The sequence below is a fragment of the Colwellia sp. MB02u-10 genome (genome assembly GCF_014077185.1).
In the GTDB taxonomy this organism is placed as follows: Bacteria; Pseudomonadota; Gammaproteobacteria; order Enterobacterales; family Alteromonadaceae; genus Cognaticolwellia.
In genome coordinates this window covers 63,799-84,700 of record NZ_JACGVK010000132.1, presented here as the reverse complement: position 1 = coordinate 84,700, position 20,902 = coordinate 63,799, and the positions used below count along the sequence as shown (strand labels likewise).

Sequence of the window (20,902 nt, the reverse complement as noted above, 5' to 3'; positions counted from 1 at the left end):
GCTATAAGTTAACCGTGTTTACTTGACGAGTAACAAAAAAGCTAGCCATTTTACTGGCTAGCTTTTTTTATTTTGCCTAGTAAGGTTAATTAACTAGGCGGTATGTACTGGTAGGTACTATTTTACTTCTTCACCAGCGGCTTGTTTATCAGCGTGGTAGCTAGAACGTACAAGTGGACCACATGCGGCGTGATCAAAGCCCATTTTATCTGCTTCACGTTTAAACATAGCAAAGTCATCTGGGTGAACGTAACGCTCGACCGGTAAATGATGTTTACTCGGTTGTAAGTATTGACCAATAGTTAACATGGTAACGCCATGAGCACGTAAATCCCGCATCACTTGAAGAATCTCTTCGTTAGTTTCACCTAAGCCGACCATTAAACCAGATTTAGTCGGTACACTTGGGTTCGCCTCACCAAATTTTTTCAATAGATCTAATGACCATTGGTAGTTAGCGCCTGGGCGAGCTTTGGTATATAAACGCGGTGCGGTCTCGAGGTTGTGGTTGAAGGTACCCGGTGGATGGGTATTTAAAATCTCTAAAGCACGATCCATGCGGCCACGAAAATCAGGGACTAAAATTTCTACTTTAGTATGTGGTGAATGTTCGGCAATTTCGGTAATACAATCAACAAATTGTTGTGCGCCGCCATCACGAAGGTCATCGCGATCAACAGAAGTGATCACTACGTATTTCAGCTTCATGTCTTTTAGCGTTAAGGCTAACTTGCGCGGCTCTTCTTTATTTACCGCCATTGGGCGGCCATGGCCAACATCACAAAATGGACAACGACGGGTACAAATATCACCTAAAATCATAAAGGTTGCTGTACCGTTATTAAAACATTCTGATAAATTTGGGCATGACGCTTCTTCGCAAACAGAATGTAAATTATGTTTGCGCAGTGCTGCTTTTATACTATCAATACGCTCTGAACTTTTTGGCAGTTTAATGCGTAACCAATTAGGTTTTCTTAGCATGGTTTCGCGCTCAGAAGTCATAACCTTAATAGGAATATGCGCCATTTTTTCGGCATCGCGTAGTTTAGTGCCTGGAGTAATTTGTGATGATTTAGTGGTCATGTATTGTTTCCAATCCCGTTTGATAAGATAAATGCTGGGTGTTTAATAACTCACTTAGGTGTTTAACTAATGAGTCACCCGCTTGATCTACTGTGGCAGGGCCTTGTAAATCGATTGTTTGTATCATTTCTAAGCCTTGGTAACCGCAGGGGTTAATGCGTAGAAATGGTGATAAGTCCATATTAACATTTAATGCCAAACCATGAAATGAGCAGCCTTTACGTACTCTAAGGCCTAAAGAGGCAATTTTTTTATCTTCAACATAAACACCTGGTGCGTCAGGCTTTGCTTTTGCCGTAATGCCAAAGTCTGCCATTGAGGCTACGATGCCATCTTCAATTAGCGTCACCAGTGTTCTTATACCCATTTTTCTACGGCGGAGATTGATCATAAAGTAGATCACTTGTTGGCCAGGGCCGTGATAGGTGACTTGCCCGCCACGATCTACTTTTACCACTGGAATATCTCCAGGCATAAGTAGGTGTTCATCTTTACCTGCTTGTCCTTGAGTAAAGATTGACGGATGCTCTACCAGCCAAAGTTCATCAGCAGTACTTTCGTCTCGATTATCGGTGAAATTTTGCATGGCATGCCAAACATCGACATAGTCGAGGTTATTCAGTTGCCGAATAATCAATGTGTTTTTCAAAATACATCTCTATAGGTTTCATTGCAGGTATTATAGCTAAATAATAATGGGAATACACCGGATAAGAAGTAGGGTCAAAGCACGTAACGTACTTGCTCAATGGCGTTCAAGGTTTTATATATTGTTTCAATATGTTCTTTACTGGTAACCGTAACAACCACTGAAATTGAATGATAATTTCCTTTCGAGCTTGGTTTAACCTTTGGCGCATAATCACCAGGCGTGTGTTTTTGCAACTCACCAACCACTAGGTCTGGTAATTCGTCACACGCTATACCCATGACTTTAAAGTTTAGTACGGTGGGGAAATCTAATAATTCATCAAATTTAGTATTCATTTTATTCTCTTAATCGGTAAAGAAACCCATATGCTGTAGGTATTTTAATCATGACTAGCATATTCGAGTTAGTGGTAAATAAACCAATCCATGTGGTAATCATTTAAGCGGCTGAATGTGCCCATTGGTGATATTTTAACACTATTTATTACGAATGTGACCAGTCGAGGCGAGTTATTGGATATAAATGAGGGGGAGAATAACTAATATCAATGTTTGCTGGTGGTTTTATTTTCTAATACAGCCGAATTAAAGCAGAAAACTTAGCCTAGGCTAAGTTTTCTGTGCAGTTTGGTATAACCCATAAAACAGTGATTAAAACTAGTTAATAAATTGCAGCTTTACATAGTCGATCAATTTATTAAACAGGCTACCTTCTTGAATTTCTTGTAGCGTTACTAACGGGTATTGGGCAATATCTTCACCGTCGAGTTGTAAAAATAATTTGCCTACTACTTCACCTTTTTGTAGTGGCGCTGTAAGTTGCTTGTCTAACTCAAAATTTGCTTGTAAGTTTTTACGTTGACCACGAGGAATGGTAATAGGGGTATTAACCATAATACCTAAGTCAACTTCTTTACTATCACCCATCCAAACTCTATCACTAACAAACTTTTCGCCGGCTTTATAGGGTGTGTATGTTTCGTAAAAACGGAAACCATAGTTCAGTAGCTTTTTACTCTCTACTTTACGAGCACGCTCGCTGTCGGTACCCATAACGACACTGACTAAACGCATATCGCCTTTAGTAGCCGATGTAACTAAACTATAGCCTGCTTGTGAGGTATGGCCGGTTTTTAAACCGTCAACATTCATACTTTTATCCCACAATAAACTATTGCGGTTATATTGTTTAATGTTGTTATAAGTAAAGGACTTTTGGCGATACAACTTGTACTCATCGGGTACATCGCGAATAAGGGCAATAGCCAGTGTTGCCATATCACGCGCTGTGGTTTTGTGTTCCTTGCTGTCTAAGCCATGACTGTTTTCAAAAAAGCTACTATACATGCCTAATTGTTCAGCGTGAGCATTCATTAATTGGGCAAATGCACCTTCACTGCCGGCAATATGTTCAGCCATAGCAACACAGGCGTCATTTCCTGATGCAACAATAATACCTTGGTTTAACAAGCTTACTGATACTTCTGTACCCACTTCAATAAACATTTTTGATGACTCAGGGAAATTTTTTGCCCAAGCTTTTTCGCTAATTTTAACGGGGTCATCATTGTTGATATTACCATTATCTAGCTCTTTACCTATGATGTAACTAGTCATCATTTTGGTCAAGCTTGCTGGAGCAAGTAAAATATCGGCATTACTTTCTGCAATAACTGTACCCGTGGCATAATCTATTAAAATGTGGCCTTTAGCACTTACTTCTGGAGCGGGTGGGATAATAGTTTGTGCATGAGAAAGGGAGCAAACACTTAATAATACAGAGCCTAAAACAGCTAATAACTTTATCGGTTTTTTAGGTACTCGAGTAACTTTGATTTGGGGCATAATTGTCCTACAGCGCTATCATTTAATGGAAATTATAAAAACATTTAATGGAAATTATAAAAATTTTATGCAGTATAACATTTTTCTTTTTTAATACTAATCAGTGCTACCATCAATTTGTTACCTTTGATGAATTTTGCTGATTATTTCTCTACGTTAAGTTGCAGTAATCTGACTTTTTCGCTAAACATATTCGCTAAAAAATAAAGGCTAATGTTAAGGTTTAACATTTTACTCGTGCATAAAAGTTACTAGTGAATAAAGTTACTGGCGAATAAAAGCTTTAGGGTAACCATCTGCTTTAATTACTAACAATAACCGGGCTAATTCATCACTGCGCTCTATCGGACCAACAAGCACACGAAAAATTCCATTTATTTGTTCTAATAGGGTATTTATTTGATGTTTTTGGATTAATACCTTGGCAATTTTGGTCGCTTGAGTATGACTTCTACTAGCAAAGACCTGAATATATTGTGCTGTAGGTGTAACCTTTAATAGCGACGGTGTCGCTGTTTCAAGATCAATTTTTCTCGCGGCTATTGTTTCAGTTGCGACTGAAAGCGTTGTTTTTGGTAAAGGCGTGATTTTTTTTGCGCTATTTGTAGGGCGTTGATTGCTGTCCTGAAGTTTGGCTAAACCATTAAGCGTAAAATCAGTGATGGCTGTAATGGTTACATCGGCAGTGCCTGTTTTTAACATATCGAGCTTATAGGCGGCACTATATGACAAATCAATAATACGACTTTGATGAAAAGGGCCTCGGTCATTAACTCGAACAATAACAGATAGCCCATTGCTATTATTAACGACCCTTAAATAACTAGGTAAAGGTAAGTTTTTATGGGCTGCACTCATGGCATACATATCGTAAATTTCGCCATTCGAGGTTAAGTGACCATGAAACTTTCGACCATACCAAGAGGCTGTTCCGGCTTGGCTAAAATTTTCTGCACTGTTTAATACTTGATAGTCTTCACCCCGTACTTGATAGTGTTTATTACCACCAAGGCTAAATGCTTCTGCTCGCGGCGTAGCATCATGAAGTTCGCTAGCGGTAGGTAAGCGGCTTGGTGTACTGTCATTTTTTTGTTGGTAACGACCATAGTTAGCGCTACAAGCCGAAACAAGTATGATCAGTACACATAAGTATATAGGGTGGTTGATGTTTAGTTTCGCCATAAATATCAGTAGACTCTATTATTATTTACGTCAATCGTTTATTCGGTGATTTTGTTCATGCGTTGTTATTTCATACGCCATTCTTTTTGCTAGATATTAAATTTTCTATGGGTGCTTATCGCCATAAGCATGCCAAATCCTGCCATTAATGTCACCATTGATGTTCCACCGTAGCTAATTAAAGGTAGGGGTACACCCACCACAGGCAATATACCAGAGACCATGCCGATATTAACAAAGATATAAACAAAAAATGTCAGTGTTATGCTGCCAGCCAAAAGTTTAGTAAAGGCATGCTGAGCATTGACCGCAATCCATAAGCCGCGCATCACAATGGCCAGATATACTGTTAACAATAAGCCTACACCAATTAAGCCAAATTCTTCACTAAATACCGCAAAAATAAAGTCAGTATGGCGCTCAGGTAAAAACTCTAATTGTGATTGAGTACCTTGTAACCAGCCTTTACCGTGTATACCACCAGAGCCGATGGCAATTTTAGATTGAATAATATGGTAGCCTGAGCCGAGTGGATCTTGTTCAGGATTTAAAAATGTTAGCACCCGTTGTTTTTGATAAGGTTTCATCAAAAACATCCATAAAACTGGCGCAAATGCAGACGCTAAACCAATACAGGCACCGATAAGCTTCCAGCTGGCACCCGCAAGAAATATAACCAATATGCCGGAGCTTGCGATCAGTAAAGATGTGCCTAAATCAGGTTGTTTAGCAATGAGCAGCGTGGGTATTAAGACTAAAATAAAAGCAATGATTATTTTGGATATTTTGATCGGTAAATCGTATTGACTAACATACCAAGCGATCATAATAGGCATAATAAGCTTCATAATTTCAGAGGGTTGAAACTTAGTAAAACCAAGGTCTAACCAACGTTGAGCACCTTTGCCAACATGACCAAATAGTAGCACGGCACTTAATAACATTAAGCCGACAATGAATACAGGCACCGCCCATCTTCGATAAGATAAGGGGGGGATTTGCGCAACAATAAACATCACAAATAGTGCTAAACCAACACGTTTTGCATGTCTTATTAGCACGGCAGATTCTTGTCCACCTGCGCTATAGACGACAAATAACCCCAGTGTTAGTAAGACTAAAATTCCGATTAATAATGGCAGGTCAATGTGTAAACCTTGCCACAAAGTGCGCTGTTGGTGTTGATCATGTCCGGTATTACGCACTAGGGATTACCTGCTGTATTTTTAATTTTTTGACGAAAATCCTTGCTATGATGTGGATGCTTGCTCGGGTCTTTACTGATAATTTCGCGATCACCAAAATACTGATCCATAATCTGGCGTGCAACCGGTCCGGCATTGGTACCACCACCACCTTTAGCGACATTCTCTATGGCAACCGCAATCACTATTTCAGGGTTTTCGTACGGAGCAAAGGCAATGAACATGGCATTGTCACGCTTACTTTCTTTAACTTTACTCGCATCGTATTCTTCACCTTGTTCGATGTTAGCGGTTTGTGCTGAACCCGTTTTACCTGCCGCGTCGTATTTACTGCCTTTAAATGCGGTATAGCCGGTCGCGCCAAATTTTTGCACGGTATTATGTAAACCGTCTAAAACCAGATCCCAGCTATGTTGGTCTTTTAAGATGATAGGCTGTTTTTCATCAACCACATATTCAGTGACAATGGTTTGCGCTGTGCTAGCATCCTGGTCGTTAACAACTACTTCAGTGGTTGCTTTTAATAAGTGTGGAACCTTAATCTCACCCTTGTTGACTAGGATAGCCAGGGCTTGTGACAATTGCAGTGGCGTGACTGACCAGTAACTTTGACCAATACCTACCGATAGGGTTTCACCCGTATACCAAGGTTTATTATAACGGGCTCTTTTCCATTCGATACTGGGCATAATTGCACGACTTTCTTCGTGTAGATCAATACCAGTATATTCACCGAAGCCAAATTTTTTCATCATTTGACTAATACGAGTAATGCCCAATTTATAGGCCAAATCGTAGTAATAAACATTACAAGACTGCTCTAACGATTTAGATAAACCGACTTTGCCATGGCCCCATTTTTTCCAGTCACGTCGCTTAGTTTCTATCCCGGGGAGTTGATAAAAGCCGGGATCATAAATTTCTGTTTCTGGCGTAATTACCCCTGCGTCTAAACCCGTAATGGCTAATAATGGTTTAATCGTTGATGCAGGCGGGTAACCTTGTAATGCTCTATTAAGTAAGGGTTTATTACTTTGTGGGGCTAAAAGTTTTTTATATTTTTTACTGCTAATGCCATGAACAAACAAGTTGCCATCAAAACTTGGGTTTGAATACATAGCAAGCACGCCACCATCTCTTGGGTCAATGGCGACAATCGCACCACGTTTACCTGAAAGCGCCCGTTTTGCGATCATTTGTAGCTCAATATCCAAGGTTAAGGTCAGGTCTTTACCAGGAATGGGTGGGGTAAAGTTTAAGGTACGAATGATCCGACCTTGGTTGTTAATTTCTACTTCTTGGTGGCCAATGGTGCCGTGTAAAATGTCTTGATAATAACGTTCTAATCCGCGTTTACCAATATTGCGCGTAGCGGCATAGTTTTCAGCTAAACCTTGCTGTTCTAGCGCGAGTGAGTCTCTACCATTAATACGTGCGACATAGCCCAGTGAGTGTGTGGTTAATTCAGCAAAAGGGTAATAACGCTTTAAACGAGCATCAATAAAAAAACCCGGAAATTTATGCTGATTGACCGAAAATAAGGCGACTTGTTGCTCGCTTAAGCGTGAATAAAGCTCTATCGGTTTAAAACGACGTTTGCTCTTCATTGCTTGCAGTAGTTTGTCTTGTTTTTCTTGGCTTATATCTAACAGTTGGCTAACTTCTGACAAGCGCTTTTTAATGTCATTTACTTGCTCGGGGATCACTTCTAAGCTGTAAACGGGGGTATTGTCAGCCAGTAAAACACCGTTTCTATCGTAGATTAAGCCTCTATTGGGCGCGACAGGCAGCAGTTTAATGCGGTTGGAGTTTGAGCGTGTTTGGTATTTTTCATAGGAGCTAACTTGAAGATTATAAACATTACTAAATAACACTAATGAAAGTATGATGATACCGGCAAAGGTGATGAAGGTACGGCGGGCAAATAAATTGGCTTCAGCGCTATGATTTCTAATAACAACACGTTTTTTGGCTGCCATTATTTATTCTCTATGATAAGGATGATTATTATTGATTGACCAAGCACGATAGAGGCTTTCAGCCACAACAATTCGAACCATAGGGTGTGGCAAGGTCAGTGGTGACAATGACCACTTTTGCTCAGATGCCTTAATACAAGCAGGTGCTAAACCTTCAGGTCCACCAACTAAGAGCGCAACATCTCGGCTATCTACATGCCAACGCTCCAGTTGTTTGGCAAGATCAGGAGTCGTCCAAGGCTTGCCTTCTACTTCTAAGGTAACAATGCGATTACCTTTTGGAATAGCTGCTAACATTAACTCACCTTCTTTTTCAAGAATGCGAGCAATGTCTGCATTTTTACCGCGTTTCCCTGGTGAAATTTCCACTAGATGGAAACTCATATCACGAGGAAATCTACGGCAATATTCGCTAAACCCTTGGCTAACCCAAGCAGGCATTTTATTACCAACGGCATATAAGGTAATGCGCATTGTTGTTTAGACTACTGCCATAGTTGTTCTAGTTGATAACGCTCACGAGTTTCATCAGTCATCACATGCACAACAACATCACCTAAGTCGACTAAAGACCATTCACCAACATCATTTCCTTCAACACCTAAGGCTTCAATACCAGCTGCACGGCATTCAATAGTGAGTGATTGTGCAATGGAAATAACGTGGCGTTTTGAGTTACCAGAGCAAACTAACATGTAGTCAGTGAAACTCGATTTTGTAGCTACTTCTAATGTAACGATATCGCGGCCTTTCATATCTTCGATTTTTTCGGTAACAAAAGTAATTAGGTCTGAACTTTGCAAAGTGGGATCTCTATAATTAACAACAATAATCGGCGATAATAGCATTATTTTGTTTGTCAGTTAACCATCTAATGCAGTAAATAGCCGTTTTTTTGCACAACAATGGATTTATTTCACTTAACTTCTCCCCAAGTGATATGAAATGAGTGATTTGGCTGCAGTTATTGAAAAATAATGGCGTTATCGATAGAGCTTATGTTGCTCTATATAATCATATACGCATTGAGGTAGGTATTGGCTGACGTCTAAGCCCGCTTTAATTTTGGCTCTTATTGTGGTCGAGGAAATATCCACAGGGGTACTTTCATGGATAAGTATTTGTCCCGTTTGCTGGCGCTGTAATTGTGCAAGACTATAAATTAAACAAGATTTTAGTGCTGGTTCAAGTGCCGATTCTAACGCTAGGTGCGGGTAACCTGGGCGAATATTAACCACTAAGTTACATAAGGTGAGAATGTCTTGCCAGCGGCGCCATTGGGTAAATGATAAGAGCGAGTCCATACCCATAATAAAGTATAAAGCTGCATTAGGTTGCTCAGTTTTTATTTGCTGTAAGGTATCGACGGTATATGAAGAGCTTTGACGCTTGAGTTCACGATTATCGAGGGTAAATACTGCGCTTTTATCACAGACTAAAGCGACCATTTTAGTACGCTGTTTCGCATTGGCATGAGTGCCAGCTTTATGTGGTGGAATATGAGCAGGAATTAAATGTACTTGTTTTGCGCCTAACCATTGCGCGGTTTCTTGGGCAGGTAAGATGTGACCAAGATGAATAGGGTCGAAGGTACCGCCAAGTAACGCGATAAGCGTTGGCGTTTTTTGGTTAGTTATACTCATAATCTAAACTGAAGTGTTGACTGATGTTATCGTGAAATAAGCTGATAAAAACATCACTGAGCAAAATAAAAGCGTTAAAGTCGCTACTGGTTTTACTGAGTAAATCCACCTGCGCTAACCTCGCTAATGCTTGCTCGGCATTGCTTAAGCTTATATTGTTTAACGCATGCTGATATAAGGGTTTTTTCTTCTCCCAAATACGGTATTGCTGAAAAATGTCGTTAATACGGCTGCCCTGTTCTATTTGTTCCAACATGGCATAAAGCTGATTAATTTCTTTGTGAACCACCCAAACTAATTGGCCAAATGCGCTACCGTCATGCTGCATTTGATCTAAGATAGTTAAGCACTTTTTAAGATCGCCAATCAGCAAAGTGTCGATCAGTTGAAAAGGATTAAATCGCGCTTGTTTAATTAAAAGTTGCTCTGCTTCTTCAACACTCACGGCTTGCTGTGAGAATAATATCGACAGTTTTTGTAACTCTTGAGCTAATGCCGGTAAATTACCTTCAAATAATTCAGTCATTAAATTAATAACATCGTCAGGTAAGGTTAATTGCAACTGCCGAGCTTGATTGCTGAGCCATTGTTTTAATTGTTTACCTTCAATATCGTATAAAGGCACAAAGCAACCAGCAGCTTCTAACGCTTTGAACCACTTGCGCTTTTGTGTGGCAGCGTCAAGTTTAGGGCCATGAAAGATGAGTTGAATATCTTGATGTAACAGGCTGAGTAATTGCGCGACACCTTTCGCACCATTATCGCCAATTTTACCCGTGGTAAACTCTACTTCTATAATACGTAATGATGAAAACAAACTCATTGACTGATATTCTTGAAATAGCTCATCCCAATTAAATTTATCGTCAATGCTAAAACGAATAACTTCATCAAAGCCTTGTTTTTTAGCACTATTTTTTATTTTTTCTAAAGCGTCATTTTTTTGCCATGGCTCATCACCAAAGACTAACCATATCGGCTTAAAGCCTTGTGTTAAGGTTTTTTCTAGGTGATTATGATAAATGCGCATGTGAAGTTACCTACAGCTGAATACTAGCCATGTCACGTAAAATTTTATTGGCGGCTTCTGTACGCATTTCTCGTAACATTAATGACAATTCGCGACTTTTTGCTAGGGCAATATCAGGATCATCTTGATAATCACGATTAAGTTCAAAGCTGAAATTTTGAATATCCTGTCCGGGAATTAAAACTTGATAGCGTACGGTATAAATAAGCTCGTATTCTGCTACTTGACCATTCGGAAAAACTGACAGTGTTCTTCGGTCTAAGTTATCTTGTAGTATGCGCATTTGCGGAATAGCTTTTTCACTTTGTTGCACTAAAGTAACATCGTTAATGCTTAAGTGCTGCTTGACTAAACGGGTGAGTTCACCATATTGATCAACCGAGCTAAATATAATTGTTTGTAGCTCAGGCGCTAATAAATAATTGCCGCGTAGTTGAAAGCCACAACCATTTAACATCATTAAGATAATGCTAAAGGATAAAAGTTTGCTTACTCGACGAATTATTAATGGCTGCATAAAGTGTTCACTTTTTATAGGTAAAATTCAATCAGTGCATAGCCAAAATTTTAGCTATGCACTTTTAAATCGCTGTTTTAATTAAGTTATCATTAACAGCTGTAACAATAGAAGCTATTAATTAGCAACAATATTCAATAGCTTACCCGGTACATAAATCACTTTACGTACGGTTTTACCGTCAATAAATTTGCTAACATTGACATCATTAAAACCGATTTCTTCAACTGCTTCTTTTGTTGCCTCGGCTGAAACGGTAATTTTAGCGCGCAATTTACCGTTAACTTGTACAATAATAAGCTTTTCATCTTCCACTAAAGCTGTGGGGTCAACCACTGGCCATGCAGTATTTTCAACCGGCTTACCATCGCCAACCATGTTCCATAAATGATGACTTAAATGTGGCACGATAGGTGTTAGCATTAATACTACCGCACGAATAGCTTCATGCATCACCACGCGATCTTCAGTGCTAGCAATATTCGCTTTACCTAAATGATTCATTAATTCCATGATCGCGGCAATAGCGGTATTAAAAGTGTTTCGACGACCAATATCATCACTGACTTTAGCAATGGTTTTATGCAATTCAAGGCGTAATGATTTTTGCGCCGAGTTAAGCGTTAAGTTGGCAATGTTGGGTGCTGCTTTTGACACTTCTGCAACTTGGGTAAAGTCATAAGTGAGTTTCCAAACCCGCTTTAAGAATCTATGTGCACCTTCCACGCCCGCATCACACCATTCTAATGTTTGCTCTGGTGGTGAGGTAAACATAATAAATAGTCGTACGGTGTCAGCGCCATATAAATCAATAACTGCTTGTGGGTCAATACCGTTATTTTTCGATTTTGACATTTTGCTCATGCCAGCAGAAATGACTGGTTTGCCATCTAATTTACTGATAGCAGAAGTGACATTGCCTTTTTCATCACGCTCAACGTCAACATCTGTCGGTGCAATCCAATCTTGTCCGCCATTGTCTGCTTCACGATAATAGGTATCAGCTAATACCATGCCTTGGCAGAGCAATTTTTTAAAAGGTTCGTTAGATTCTACTAAGCCAGCATCACGTAATAATTTATGGAAAAAACGGGCATAAAGTAAATGTAAAATGGCATGTTCAATGCCGCCAATGTATTGATCTACCGGCAACCAGTAATTAGCTTTGGCTGGATCTAACATTTGCGTGTCATCGTTCGGTGAACAATAACGTGCGTAATACCATGATGATTCCATAAAGGTGTCAAAGGTATCCGTTTCGCGAAATGCTTCTTCACCATTGAAGGTGGTTTTAGCCCATTCAGGGTTGTCTTTAATCGGTGAGGTTACGCCATTCATCACCACATCTTCGGGTAGTTCAACGGGTAATTGATCTGCCGGTACCGGCACAGACTCACCCTTGGCTAAATGTAGCATTGGAATGGGTGTACCCCAATAACGTTGACGAGAAACACCCCAGTCACGTAAGCGATAATTTACCGTTACTTTACCTTTGTTTTCAGCGATTAATTTTTCTGAAATGGCTTTAAAAGCCTCTTCAAAATTTAAACCGTCAAATTCACCAGAATTAACTAAAACACTCTTGCCAGTAATCGCCGCTTTTGTAACGTCAGCGCTTTCATCGCTGGCAATAACTTGTTTAATATCTAGACCATACTTAGTGGCGAATTCCCAATCGCGTTGGTCGTGACCCGGTACAGACATAACGGCGCCTGAGCCATAGTCCATTAGTACGAAGTTTGCCGCCCAAACCGGTACTATTTCACCACTAATCGGGTGCAGTGCTTTTAAGCCGGTATCAACGCCTTTTTTCTCCATTGTCGCCATATCGGCTTCAGTAGATTTATTCGTTTTACAGCCTTGAATAAATGCCGCTAGTGCCGGATTCGTTTCAGCCGCAGCTAAGGCTAATGGATGCTGTGCAGCTAAGGCGACATAAGTCACACCCATGATGGTATCTGGGCGCGTGGTGTAGATATCGAAGCTTTCAGTCGAGTCGGCCACTTGAAAGGTCATATCTACACCTTCAGAGCGACCAATCCAGTTACGTTGCATGGTTTTAACTTGTTCAGGCCAATCGGTTAATTGGTCTAAATCGTTAATTAATTCTTCAGCATAAGCCGTAATTTTAATGAACCATTGCGGTATTTCTTTGCGTTCAACTAGCGCACCAGAACGCCAACCACGGCCATCTATTACTTGCTCGTTAGCTAATACGGTTTGATCAACAGGATCCCAATTCACCGTGGAATTTTTCTTATACACTAAGCCTTTTTCATATAGCTGAGTGAAGAACCACTGCTCCCAACGGTAATAGTCTTTTTTACAGGTGGCTAATTCACGACTCCAGTCGTAACCAAAGCCCAATGACTTTAATTGGTTACGCATGTAATCAATATTTTCATAAGTCCATTTGGCAGGCGCAGAATTATTTTTAATCGCGGCATTTTCAGCCGGCAAACCAAAAGCGTCCCAACCCATAGGTTGCATTACATTTTTGCCTTGCATGCGTTGGTAACGAGAAATCACATCACCTAAACTGTAGTTACGTACGTGGCCCATATGGAGTCGACCACTTGGGTATGGAAACATCGCCAAGCAATAAAACTTTTCTTTTCCTGGTAACTCTTCAGCTTTGAAGGTGTCGTTATCAGTCCAAAATTTCTGAACTTCGGCTTCAATTGATTGGGGATTGTAGATGGATTCCATTAAGATTTCTCAAACACACTTAAATAAGAGCCTCAACCCGCTTTTTTGACAATTTTACCTTGATAAAATTTGTCATGTTAAGGCTAGGTTTTAGCGATAAAATATTCTTGATAGGATACCTTATCTCTAGCCGTTGCGACAAGTTAAAGCAGGGCTATGCGGAAATTTTTTCTAGATAAGCCAAAAATATTGCGTATTAATAGCTAAATAGCTGATAAAAGCCACTTTAGTCCTTGTTATATGCTTTAATAAAGTGCTAATGGCTGAGGTTATCTACTCAATAAGTAGACTAATAAGTGATTTTTAAATGAGGGCAGCATGATGAAAAAAAAGCAATCTCAAATTCAAGAGCTTTATCAAAAGTTACAAACATGGTTGGAAGACACCAAGGATAACGAAATTCGCTCAGCTGTTGAATTACTCGATCAAGCGAAAACGATATTGATGGCTGCCGAGCAAATTCCTGAGCAGCAAGTTAAACAGTTTATCGCTAATCTTAAGTACGACTTGGGTGATTTTTATCAGCAATATCAAGCGGACATTAAGCATTCAATATATTTAGAGCTACTTAATGAAAACCTTTGGTCAAGCTTGGCGCAAATTACCGATAAGTCGCAAGTTGAATGGGCCGAGCTGATGGATGATTTTCAACATCAAGATGGCTACCATGTCGGTGATTATGTTGGTTTTGGTCAGTTAAAATGTAAAGCATGCCAACATTGTGTTACTTATAGCCACCCAAATGTTGTTACGGATTGTATTGCCTGTGGTGGTAAAGACTTTGATCGTTTGAGTTTAACGCCGTAAAAATAACTTTTTTGATAGTTTTTCTTTATATTATTTTGCTGTTCAGTGGCGTGTCGCTGTACACTGGGCCTACTGTAGCCGTATTTATTTCACCTGATATTAAAATCGCACTCCCGAGAGATCTTCTATGACAAATGTGTCAACAAATACACGTCTTAAACCTTGCCAGTTAACCGCAGACCTAACGGTTAAACAATTTGCTAATGCCACATCGACCTCAGAAATTGAACAAGTATTTATTGGCCATGAAAGAGCGAAAGAAGCACTAACTTTTGGCTTGTCAATGGATGCACCTGGTTTTAATGTTTACGCCATGGGTGAGCATGGTACTGGGCGTCAAACCCTAATCAAGCAAATGTTAGCCGCGACAGCAAGTCAAGAACCCACACCTGATGAATGGTGTTATATCAATAATTTTGATGACCCAAATTCGCCATATAGCCTTTATGTTAGCCCCGGTGATGGTAAGCAATTACTTACACGTATGAATACCTTTATTGATGAGTTAATGGATTTGTTTCCAGAGATTTTTGATAACCTGGGCTATCAAAGGCAGAAAGCGGCCATCGATCGCGACTTTAATAAAAAATATGACCAAGCGATTACTGAGGTTGAAGAAGCTGCATTAAAAGACGACGTGGTGTTGTTCGAAGAAAATGGTGAAATTGGCTTTTCACCATTAGTTGAAGGTAAGCGACTTAATGATAAAGAGTTTGCGGAACTTAATGAACCAAAACGTGCTGATTTTTATATTCTGTTGGCCAAATTAGAAGATTTACTTTCTGAAAAATTAATTGAATTACCGCAATGGAAACGAATTTCTTCCGACAAATTACGTAAGTTAAAACATGAAACTGCGGCACAAAGTATTCAACCTTTTTTGAAAGAATTAGAGACAGAATTCGCGAGTAATACTGGCGTACAGAAATATTTAGCTAAAGTTAAAGCGCACGTTGTTGATGCTGTTTTAGAGTTACTGGTCGATGAAAGTAACGAGGCGCCTAATGACAAAGACATGCGTAAACTCATGGTGGAACGTTTTTTACCTAACTTACTGGTGACCCGAAAAGCCAATGAAGGTGCGCCGGTTATTTATGAACAGAATCCGACCTTTCAAAACCTGTTTGGCCATGTTGATTTTGGTAGTTTTCAAGGCAGCAGTTACACCAGTTACCGTTTAATAAGACCCGGAGCGCTGCATAAAGCCAATGGCGGTTATATACTACTTGAAGCGGATAAACTCTTGACCCAACCTTTAGTTTGGGCGCGTTTAAAGCTAGCGCTAAAAACGCAGCAAATTACTATCGAAAATCCGCATTTAGAATATGCACAACCGGGTGCATTTAGTTTGCAACCAGAAAAAATCCCGTTAAATGTTAAAGTGATTTTACTGGGCGACCCTGAAATTTACTATACCTTACAAGATTATGATCAAGAGTTTACCGAGTTATTTCGGGTTTTGGCAGACTTTGATCGTCATTTAGAAAAAAATCAAAGTAACTTAAATGATTACGCCAGTTTAATTCGCCAGCGTGCCCATCGTAACCATTATCCACAAGTGACAGATGAAGCGGTATTTGAGTTAGTTAAATATGCGCTCAGGCGCGCAGAGCACCAGCAAAAAATATCAGCCAATATAGTGGAGGTTAATGACTTATTAGACGAAGCTTTTTATTTATGGCAGCGATCAGATGGCAAAAATGACTTGTGCGGTAAACATATCACCATGGCATTGGCGGCAAAACAACGACGTACCGGCCGCATGAGTGAAGCTTGGTTAGAGGAAATTAAAGAGCGTCAGTTACTTATTGATACCGAAGGTGGGCAAGTAGGTAAAATTAATGGTCTAACCGTGTTAGAGATTGGTGATAGTGTTTTTGGTACACCGGCTCGTATAACCGCGACCGTATATGCTGGTAGCCAAGGGGTGACAGATATTGAGCGTGAAGTCGATTTAGGTAAATCTATTCACTCAAAAGGTGTGTTGATTTTAACTGGTTATTTGGGCCACAAGTATGGGCAGAAATTTCCAGTGACTATTTCTGCTAATATTGCCATTGAGCAATCTTATGGCCATATTGATGGTGACAGTGCGTCAATGGCCGAACTTTGTGTGTTAATTTCCGCTATCGCTAAGTTACCCATAAATCAAGGTTTCGCGATAACAGGGTCGATGAATCAACATGGCGAAGTGCAATCTATTGGCGGCGTTAATGAGAAAATAGAAGGTTTTTATCGTCTCTGCAAGGACAAAGGCTTAACGGGCGAACAAGGTGTTATTATACCTAAAACCAATACCATTAATTTGATGTTGGCACCTGAGGTGATACAGGCAGTGGCCGATGGACAGTTTGCCATTTATGCGGTTGATAATATAGATCAAGCGATCGAGATTTTAATGGCGCAACCCGCTGGAGCAATCACGCGTACTGGCCGTTATCCAAGAAAATCAATACATGGTATGGTGCTAGATAAACTGTCAGCGTTTTCAGAGCTAATTAATGGCGCTGAAGAATAAATTTTAACTATAAGTTTAAAAGATAAACTAGCTTGAATAATTAAGCAAAAAACCTCCTCTAGCAATAAACACGGCAAGCGCCGTGTTTATTGCTTTTTACGCCCGCTAAAATGTTTAAATGTTAATGTTCGCTTAAAAAACAAGCATTTCTTGAATTCTTTTCTATACTGTTATTATCAACAATATTTTTCAACTAACATTTTGCCAAGCACACTAGCAGAAGTTAATGATGGAAATATTGTTCATTTACGCTTAATTATAGGTGCTATCTCAGTAGGATTTATGAAGAGAGAATGTTAGCGACAGCGGATAACAACAATAAAAAGTAAATGCAGCGAGTTAGCGTTATGAATCAGTAATGGTGAGCTCCCTATAAGATAAGGTCAGGTATTTAACCTACCGAACAGACACTTTTTCTGTCCCATCTACTTAGTTGTTAATGTGTAATGAATTTTAGTAACACTGAAATCTAATTTAACTAACTAACATTGACATTTTTTTAATGGCTTAATGCGATTACCAAGCTGCTGATAAGTATCTTATTGATGCATTATAAGTAGATATCGATGAGTTTGCTGTTTGTCGATTTGTAGTTTAATGAATTGTTTGCCAATGATATTTGGCATCATCACGCATTAGGTTATCAATGGAGGCTTTGTGGAAACATCTGATCAAATGACACAAGTATGGCCCATTGCGGCTTACTTTATTATTTTGGCTGCTATGCTCGTTCTGATGATGCTGCTATCCCATTTTCTTGGCCCCAAAGGTAAACAGCGAGCGAAGAACACCCCTTATGAATCCGGCATTGTTTCTGTCTCTGACAATAAAACCCGCTTTACCAATCACTTCTTTTTATATGCCATTTTTTTTGTCATTTTTGATGTAGAAACCATTTATCTTTTTGCTTGGGTTATTGCTTTTGATGAGGTGGGTTGGCCTGGTTTTATCGAAGCCAGTATTTTTATTACGGTATTACTGGTGGCATTAATTTATTTAATTCGCATTGGCGCCTTAGAGTTAACTCGACGCCATCAACCTTTTAGAGCAACACAACGGGCTGGTTTGCAACAAGTTGAAAACCAGCCCGTTGAGCAAAGCCTTTTTGATAAAACTATTTTTGATCAAACTCTTTTTGAAAAAAATAAAGGACAGCAATAATGGAATGGTCACTGACGAAAGCAAAATTAGATGATGCCATGGGGGAAATGAAAGGTGTTTCTGAAGCAGAATTAAAGCGCAGCGTTCTGTTTGCTAGGCTTGATGACATGGTGAACTGGGGGCGAAAAAATTCCATCTGGCCATTTAATTTTGGTTTAAGTTGTTGTTATGTCGAAATGGCAACGAGCTTTACCTCGCGACATGACATTGCCCGCTTTGGCGCTGAAGTGATTCGTGCAACCCCAAGACAAGCTGATTTAATGGTGATTTCAGGCACTTGCTTTCGAAAAATGGCGCCCGTAATTCAACACCTTTATGAACAATTATTAGAACCTCGTTGGATTATCTCCATGGGATCTTGCGCTAACTCTGGAGGTATGTACGACATCTATAGTGTTGTGCAAGGGGTTGATAAGTTTATTCCGGTTGATGTCTATGTGCCGGGATGTCCGCCAAGGCCAGAAGCTTTACTTGAAGCCTTATTGCTGTTGCAAACTAAAATTCAACATCAGCCACGACCGCTAAGTTGGGCGGTCGGTGAACAGCAAGTCAGTGAAATTGGTAAGCCGTCATTGCGAGACATTAAGCACGAAGAGCGTATTCAAGTGACGAATTTAGATTCGCCCGATCACATTTAAGCGGGCGTTTACCTTCTTTTAATAAATGAAGTTTTAATAAAGTGAAAACACAATAAAGCAGACTAATAATAAAAATGGCGAGAGTGAAGGGAAGTTAATGGCAATACAAGTAGATATGAAAGCGAGTAATGATTGGCAGATGCTGCAAGCTGTGCCTTTACTTGATGAAATTATTGCCCTTTCACCTAAGCTTAATTTACAGCCAGTCAGTGCTGTCGAAAACATTGTGGACGATATTCCTTCCTATTGGTTAGAAAAAAACCAGTTAATGAAATTGATGCAAGTGTTAAAGCAAGAATTAGCTCAGCCATTTGATATGTGTTTTGATCTTACCGCTATCGATGAAAGCGAGCGAGAGCACCAATCATTATTATCACAAGCCTTTACGGTCAGCTACCATTTACGCTCATATCAGCGTAACCAAGATATTCGCATTAAAGTTGCCCTGAACACCAAAGATAAAACCTTAGAGAGTGTTTGTAGTTTATGGCCTAATGCCAATTGGTACGAACGAGAAGTGTGGGATATGTTCGGTATTGTTTTTGAAAACCATCCGCATTTAAGCCGAATTTTAATGCCAGATACCTGGCAAGGACACCCGTTACTTAAAACTCATCCTGCGCGTGCAACTGAAATGGACCCGTTCACGCTTCCTCCTTATCAACAAGATAAAGAACAAGCAGCGCTACAATTTAACCCTGAAGCTTGGGGCATGAAACGACAAAGTAAAGATAGCGATTTTATGTTCCTAAACCTTGGGCCCAATCATCCGAGTGTTCATGGTGCCTTTCGTATTGTGTTGCAAATGGAAGGCGAAGAAATAGTCGACTGTGTGCCCGATATCGGTTATCACCACCGCGGTGCTGAAAAAATGGGCGAGCGACAATCTTGGCACAGTTATATTCCTTATACCGACCGCATTGATTACCTTGGCGGCGTAATGAATAACTTTCCCTATGTAATGGCGGTTGAAAAACTGGCGGGCATTACCGTGCCAGATCGCGCGAAAGTTATTCGTATTATGACCGCAGAAATGTTTCGTATTCTTAGTCACTTGCTGTTTTATGGCACCTTCGCGCAAGATCTTGGCGCACTTTCACCTATATTTTATATGTTTATCGACCGAGAAAAGCTCTTTGGCATTATTGAAGCCTTTACCGGCGCCCGCATGCATCCGAGTTGGTTCCGCATTGGCGGTGTTGCACAAGACTTACCTAAAGGTTGGGATAGTTTAGTGCGCGATTACGTTAATTATCTACCTAAACGCCTTGATGAATATGAAAAAATGGTCATGCAAAATTCAATTTTAAAGCAACGTACTGTCGGCATTGGCGCTTATTCTACACAAGAAGCTATCGACTGGGGCGTAACGGGCCCAGGATTAAGGGCAACCGGTTTTTCATGGGATTTACGCAAGCAGCGGCCTTATGGTGGTTATGATCAATTTGATTTTGAAGTACCGCTTGGCCACAAGGGTGATTGCTATGATCGTTGTCGGGTGCGTATAGAGGAAATGCGCCAGAGTATTCGCATTATTAAACAGTGCCTTAACAATATGCCTGAAGGGCCGTATAAAGCTGAACATCCGCAAACTACGCCACCATTAAAAGATCGCACCATGCGTGATATTGATACCTTAATACCGCATTTTCTCAATGTTTCATGGGGGCCTGTGATCCCCGCAGGTGAAGTGTCTATCAGCGTTGAAGCAACGAAAGGCATTATGGCCTATCACCTTATTAGTGATGGTAGCACCATGAGTTATCGCACCCGTATCCGCACACCGAGCTTTCCCCATCTACAAATGTTGCCATTAATTAGCAAAGGACAAATGGTGGCTGATCTTATTGCGACACTGGGCAGTGTTGATTACGTGATGGCAGATGTTGACCGATAAATTTTTAAGTTTGTTTAATAGCAGTAAATTCAAT

General features: G+C 40.1%; 18 protein-coding genes. 5 read left to right on the top strand and 13 right to left on the bottom strand.

Annotated elements, in window-relative coordinates; genetic code table 11:
* Nucleotides 1-117 precede the first annotated feature (117 nt).
* The 13 genes from lipA to leuS all read right to left on the bottom strand — a co-directional run bounded on the left by lipA (nucleotide 118) and on the right by leuS (nucleotide 13,847).
* Nucleotides 118-1,086 (bottom strand): lipoyl synthase, encoded by a 969-nt coding sequence (gene lipA, locus H4J59_RS13855; RefSeq protein WP_182138299.1) that lies wholly within the window; start codon nucleotides 1,084-1,086, stop codon nucleotides 118-120.
* Nucleotides 1,076-1,738, bottom strand: coding sequence for a lipoyl(octanoyl) transferase LipB (lipB, locus tag H4J59_RS13850; protein ID WP_182240661.1), 663 nt, complete (start codon nucleotides 1,736-1,738; stop codon nucleotides 1,076-1,078). The genes lipA and lipB overlap by 11 nt, the downstream gene beginning before the upstream one ends.
* Before the next feature lie 71 nt (nucleotides 1,739-1,809).
* On the bottom strand, nucleotides 1,810-2,073 hold the full coding sequence (ybeD, locus tag H4J59_RS13845) for a DUF493 family protein YbeD (RefSeq protein WP_182138300.1): 264 nt from the start codon (nucleotides 2,071-2,073) through the stop codon (nucleotides 1,810-1,812).
* Between the two features lie 321 nt (nucleotides 2,074-2,394).
* Nucleotides 2,395-3,582 (bottom strand): serine hydrolase, encoded by a 1,188-nt coding sequence (locus H4J59_RS13840; protein ID WP_182240274.1) that lies wholly within the window; start codon nucleotides 3,580-3,582, stop codon nucleotides 2,395-2,397.
* A gap of 264 nt (nucleotides 3,583-3,846) precedes the next feature.
* Complete coding sequence (locus tag H4J59_RS13835; RefSeq protein ID WP_182240272.1) at nucleotides 3,847-4,764, bottom strand: septal ring lytic transglycosylase RlpA family protein; 918 nt, start codon at nucleotides 4,762-4,764, stop codon at nucleotides 3,847-3,849.
* Nucleotides 4,765-4,853: 89 nt separating this feature from the next.
* Nucleotides 4,854-5,969: a rod shape-determining protein RodA gene (gene rodA, locus H4J59_RS13830; RefSeq protein WP_182240270.1), complete on the bottom strand. Its 1,116-nt coding sequence runs from the start codon at nucleotides 5,967-5,969 to the stop codon at nucleotides 4,854-4,856.
* Nucleotides 5,969-7,948: a penicillin-binding protein 2 gene (gene mrdA, locus H4J59_RS13825; protein ID WP_182240268.1), complete on the bottom strand. Its 1,980-nt coding sequence runs from the start codon at nucleotides 7,946-7,948 to the stop codon at nucleotides 5,969-5,971. Before mrdA ends, rodA begins: the two co-directional genes overlap by 1 nt.
* A 3-nt stretch (nucleotides 7,949-7,951) precedes the next feature.
* On the bottom strand, nucleotides 7,952-8,422 hold the full coding sequence (gene rlmH / locus H4J59_RS13820) for a 23S rRNA (pseudouridine(1915)-N(3))-methyltransferase RlmH (RefSeq protein ID WP_182190746.1): 471 nt from the start codon (nucleotides 8,420-8,422) through the stop codon (nucleotides 7,952-7,954).
* A gap of 11 nt (nucleotides 8,423-8,433) precedes the next feature.
* A complete protein-coding gene (gene rsfS / locus H4J59_RS13815) occupies nucleotides 8,434-8,751 on the bottom strand; it encodes a ribosome silencing factor (RefSeq protein ID WP_259364505.1) in 318 nt (105 codons plus the stop codon).
* Between the two features lie 180 nt (nucleotides 8,752-8,931).
* Nucleotides 8,932-9,591, bottom strand: a complete 660-nt coding sequence (gene nadD / locus H4J59_RS13810; protein WP_182240266.1) for a nicotinate-nucleotide adenylyltransferase — start codon at nucleotides 9,589-9,591, stop codon at nucleotides 8,932-8,934.
* The gene (gene holA, locus H4J59_RS13805) at nucleotides 9,578-10,621 is read right to left on the bottom strand and encodes a DNA polymerase III subunit delta (protein ID WP_182240264.1); all 1,044 of its coding nucleotides are present in this window, start codon (nucleotides 10,619-10,621) and stop codon (nucleotides 9,578-9,580) included. Before holA ends, nadD begins: the two co-directional genes overlap by 14 nt.
* Before the next feature lie 10 nt (nucleotides 10,622-10,631).
* Nucleotides 10,632-11,138, bottom strand: coding sequence for an LPS assembly lipoprotein LptE (gene lptE / locus H4J59_RS13800; protein ID WP_182240262.1), 507 nt, complete (start codon nucleotides 11,136-11,138; stop codon nucleotides 10,632-10,634).
* A gap of 117 nt (nucleotides 11,139-11,255) precedes the next feature.
* Nucleotides 11,256-13,847, bottom strand: coding sequence for a leucine--tRNA ligase (leuS, locus tag H4J59_RS13795; RefSeq protein WP_182240260.1), 2,592 nt, complete (start codon nucleotides 13,845-13,847; stop codon nucleotides 11,256-11,258).
* Nucleotides 13,848-14,165: 318 nt separating this feature from the next.
* Between leuS and H4J59_RS13790 the strand changes: the two genes are divergently transcribed.
* From H4J59_RS13790 to nuoC, 5 genes are all read left to right on the top strand, one after another.
* Nucleotides 14,166-14,654, top strand: a complete 489-nt coding sequence (locus tag H4J59_RS13790; RefSeq protein WP_259369535.1) for a zinc ribbon-containing protein — start codon at nucleotides 14,166-14,168, stop codon at nucleotides 14,652-14,654.
* Between the two features lie 127 nt (nucleotides 14,655-14,781).
* A complete protein-coding gene (locus H4J59_RS13785; RefSeq protein ID WP_182240258.1) occupies nucleotides 14,782-17,172 on the top strand; it encodes an ATP-binding protein in 2,391 nt (796 codons plus the stop codon).
* A gap of 657 nt (nucleotides 17,173-17,829) precedes the next feature.
* Nucleotides 17,830-18,333 (top strand): NADH-quinone oxidoreductase subunit A, encoded by a 504-nt coding sequence (gene ndhC / locus H4J59_RS13780; protein ID WP_310733196.1) that lies wholly within the window; start codon nucleotides 17,830-17,832, stop codon nucleotides 18,331-18,333.
* Nucleotides 18,334-18,380: 47 nt separating this feature from the next.
* A complete protein-coding gene (locus H4J59_RS13775; protein WP_404852026.1) occupies nucleotides 18,381-18,971 on the top strand; it encodes a NuoB/complex I 20 kDa subunit family protein in 591 nt (196 codons plus the stop codon).
* A 97-nt stretch (nucleotides 18,972-19,068) separates the two neighbouring features.
* The gene (gene nuoC, locus H4J59_RS13770) at nucleotides 19,069-20,868 is read left to right on the top strand and encodes an NADH-quinone oxidoreductase subunit C/D (RefSeq protein WP_220469827.1); all 1,800 of its coding nucleotides are present in this window, start codon (nucleotides 19,069-19,071) and stop codon (nucleotides 20,866-20,868) included.
* Nucleotides 20,869-20,902 lie beyond the last annotated feature (34 nt).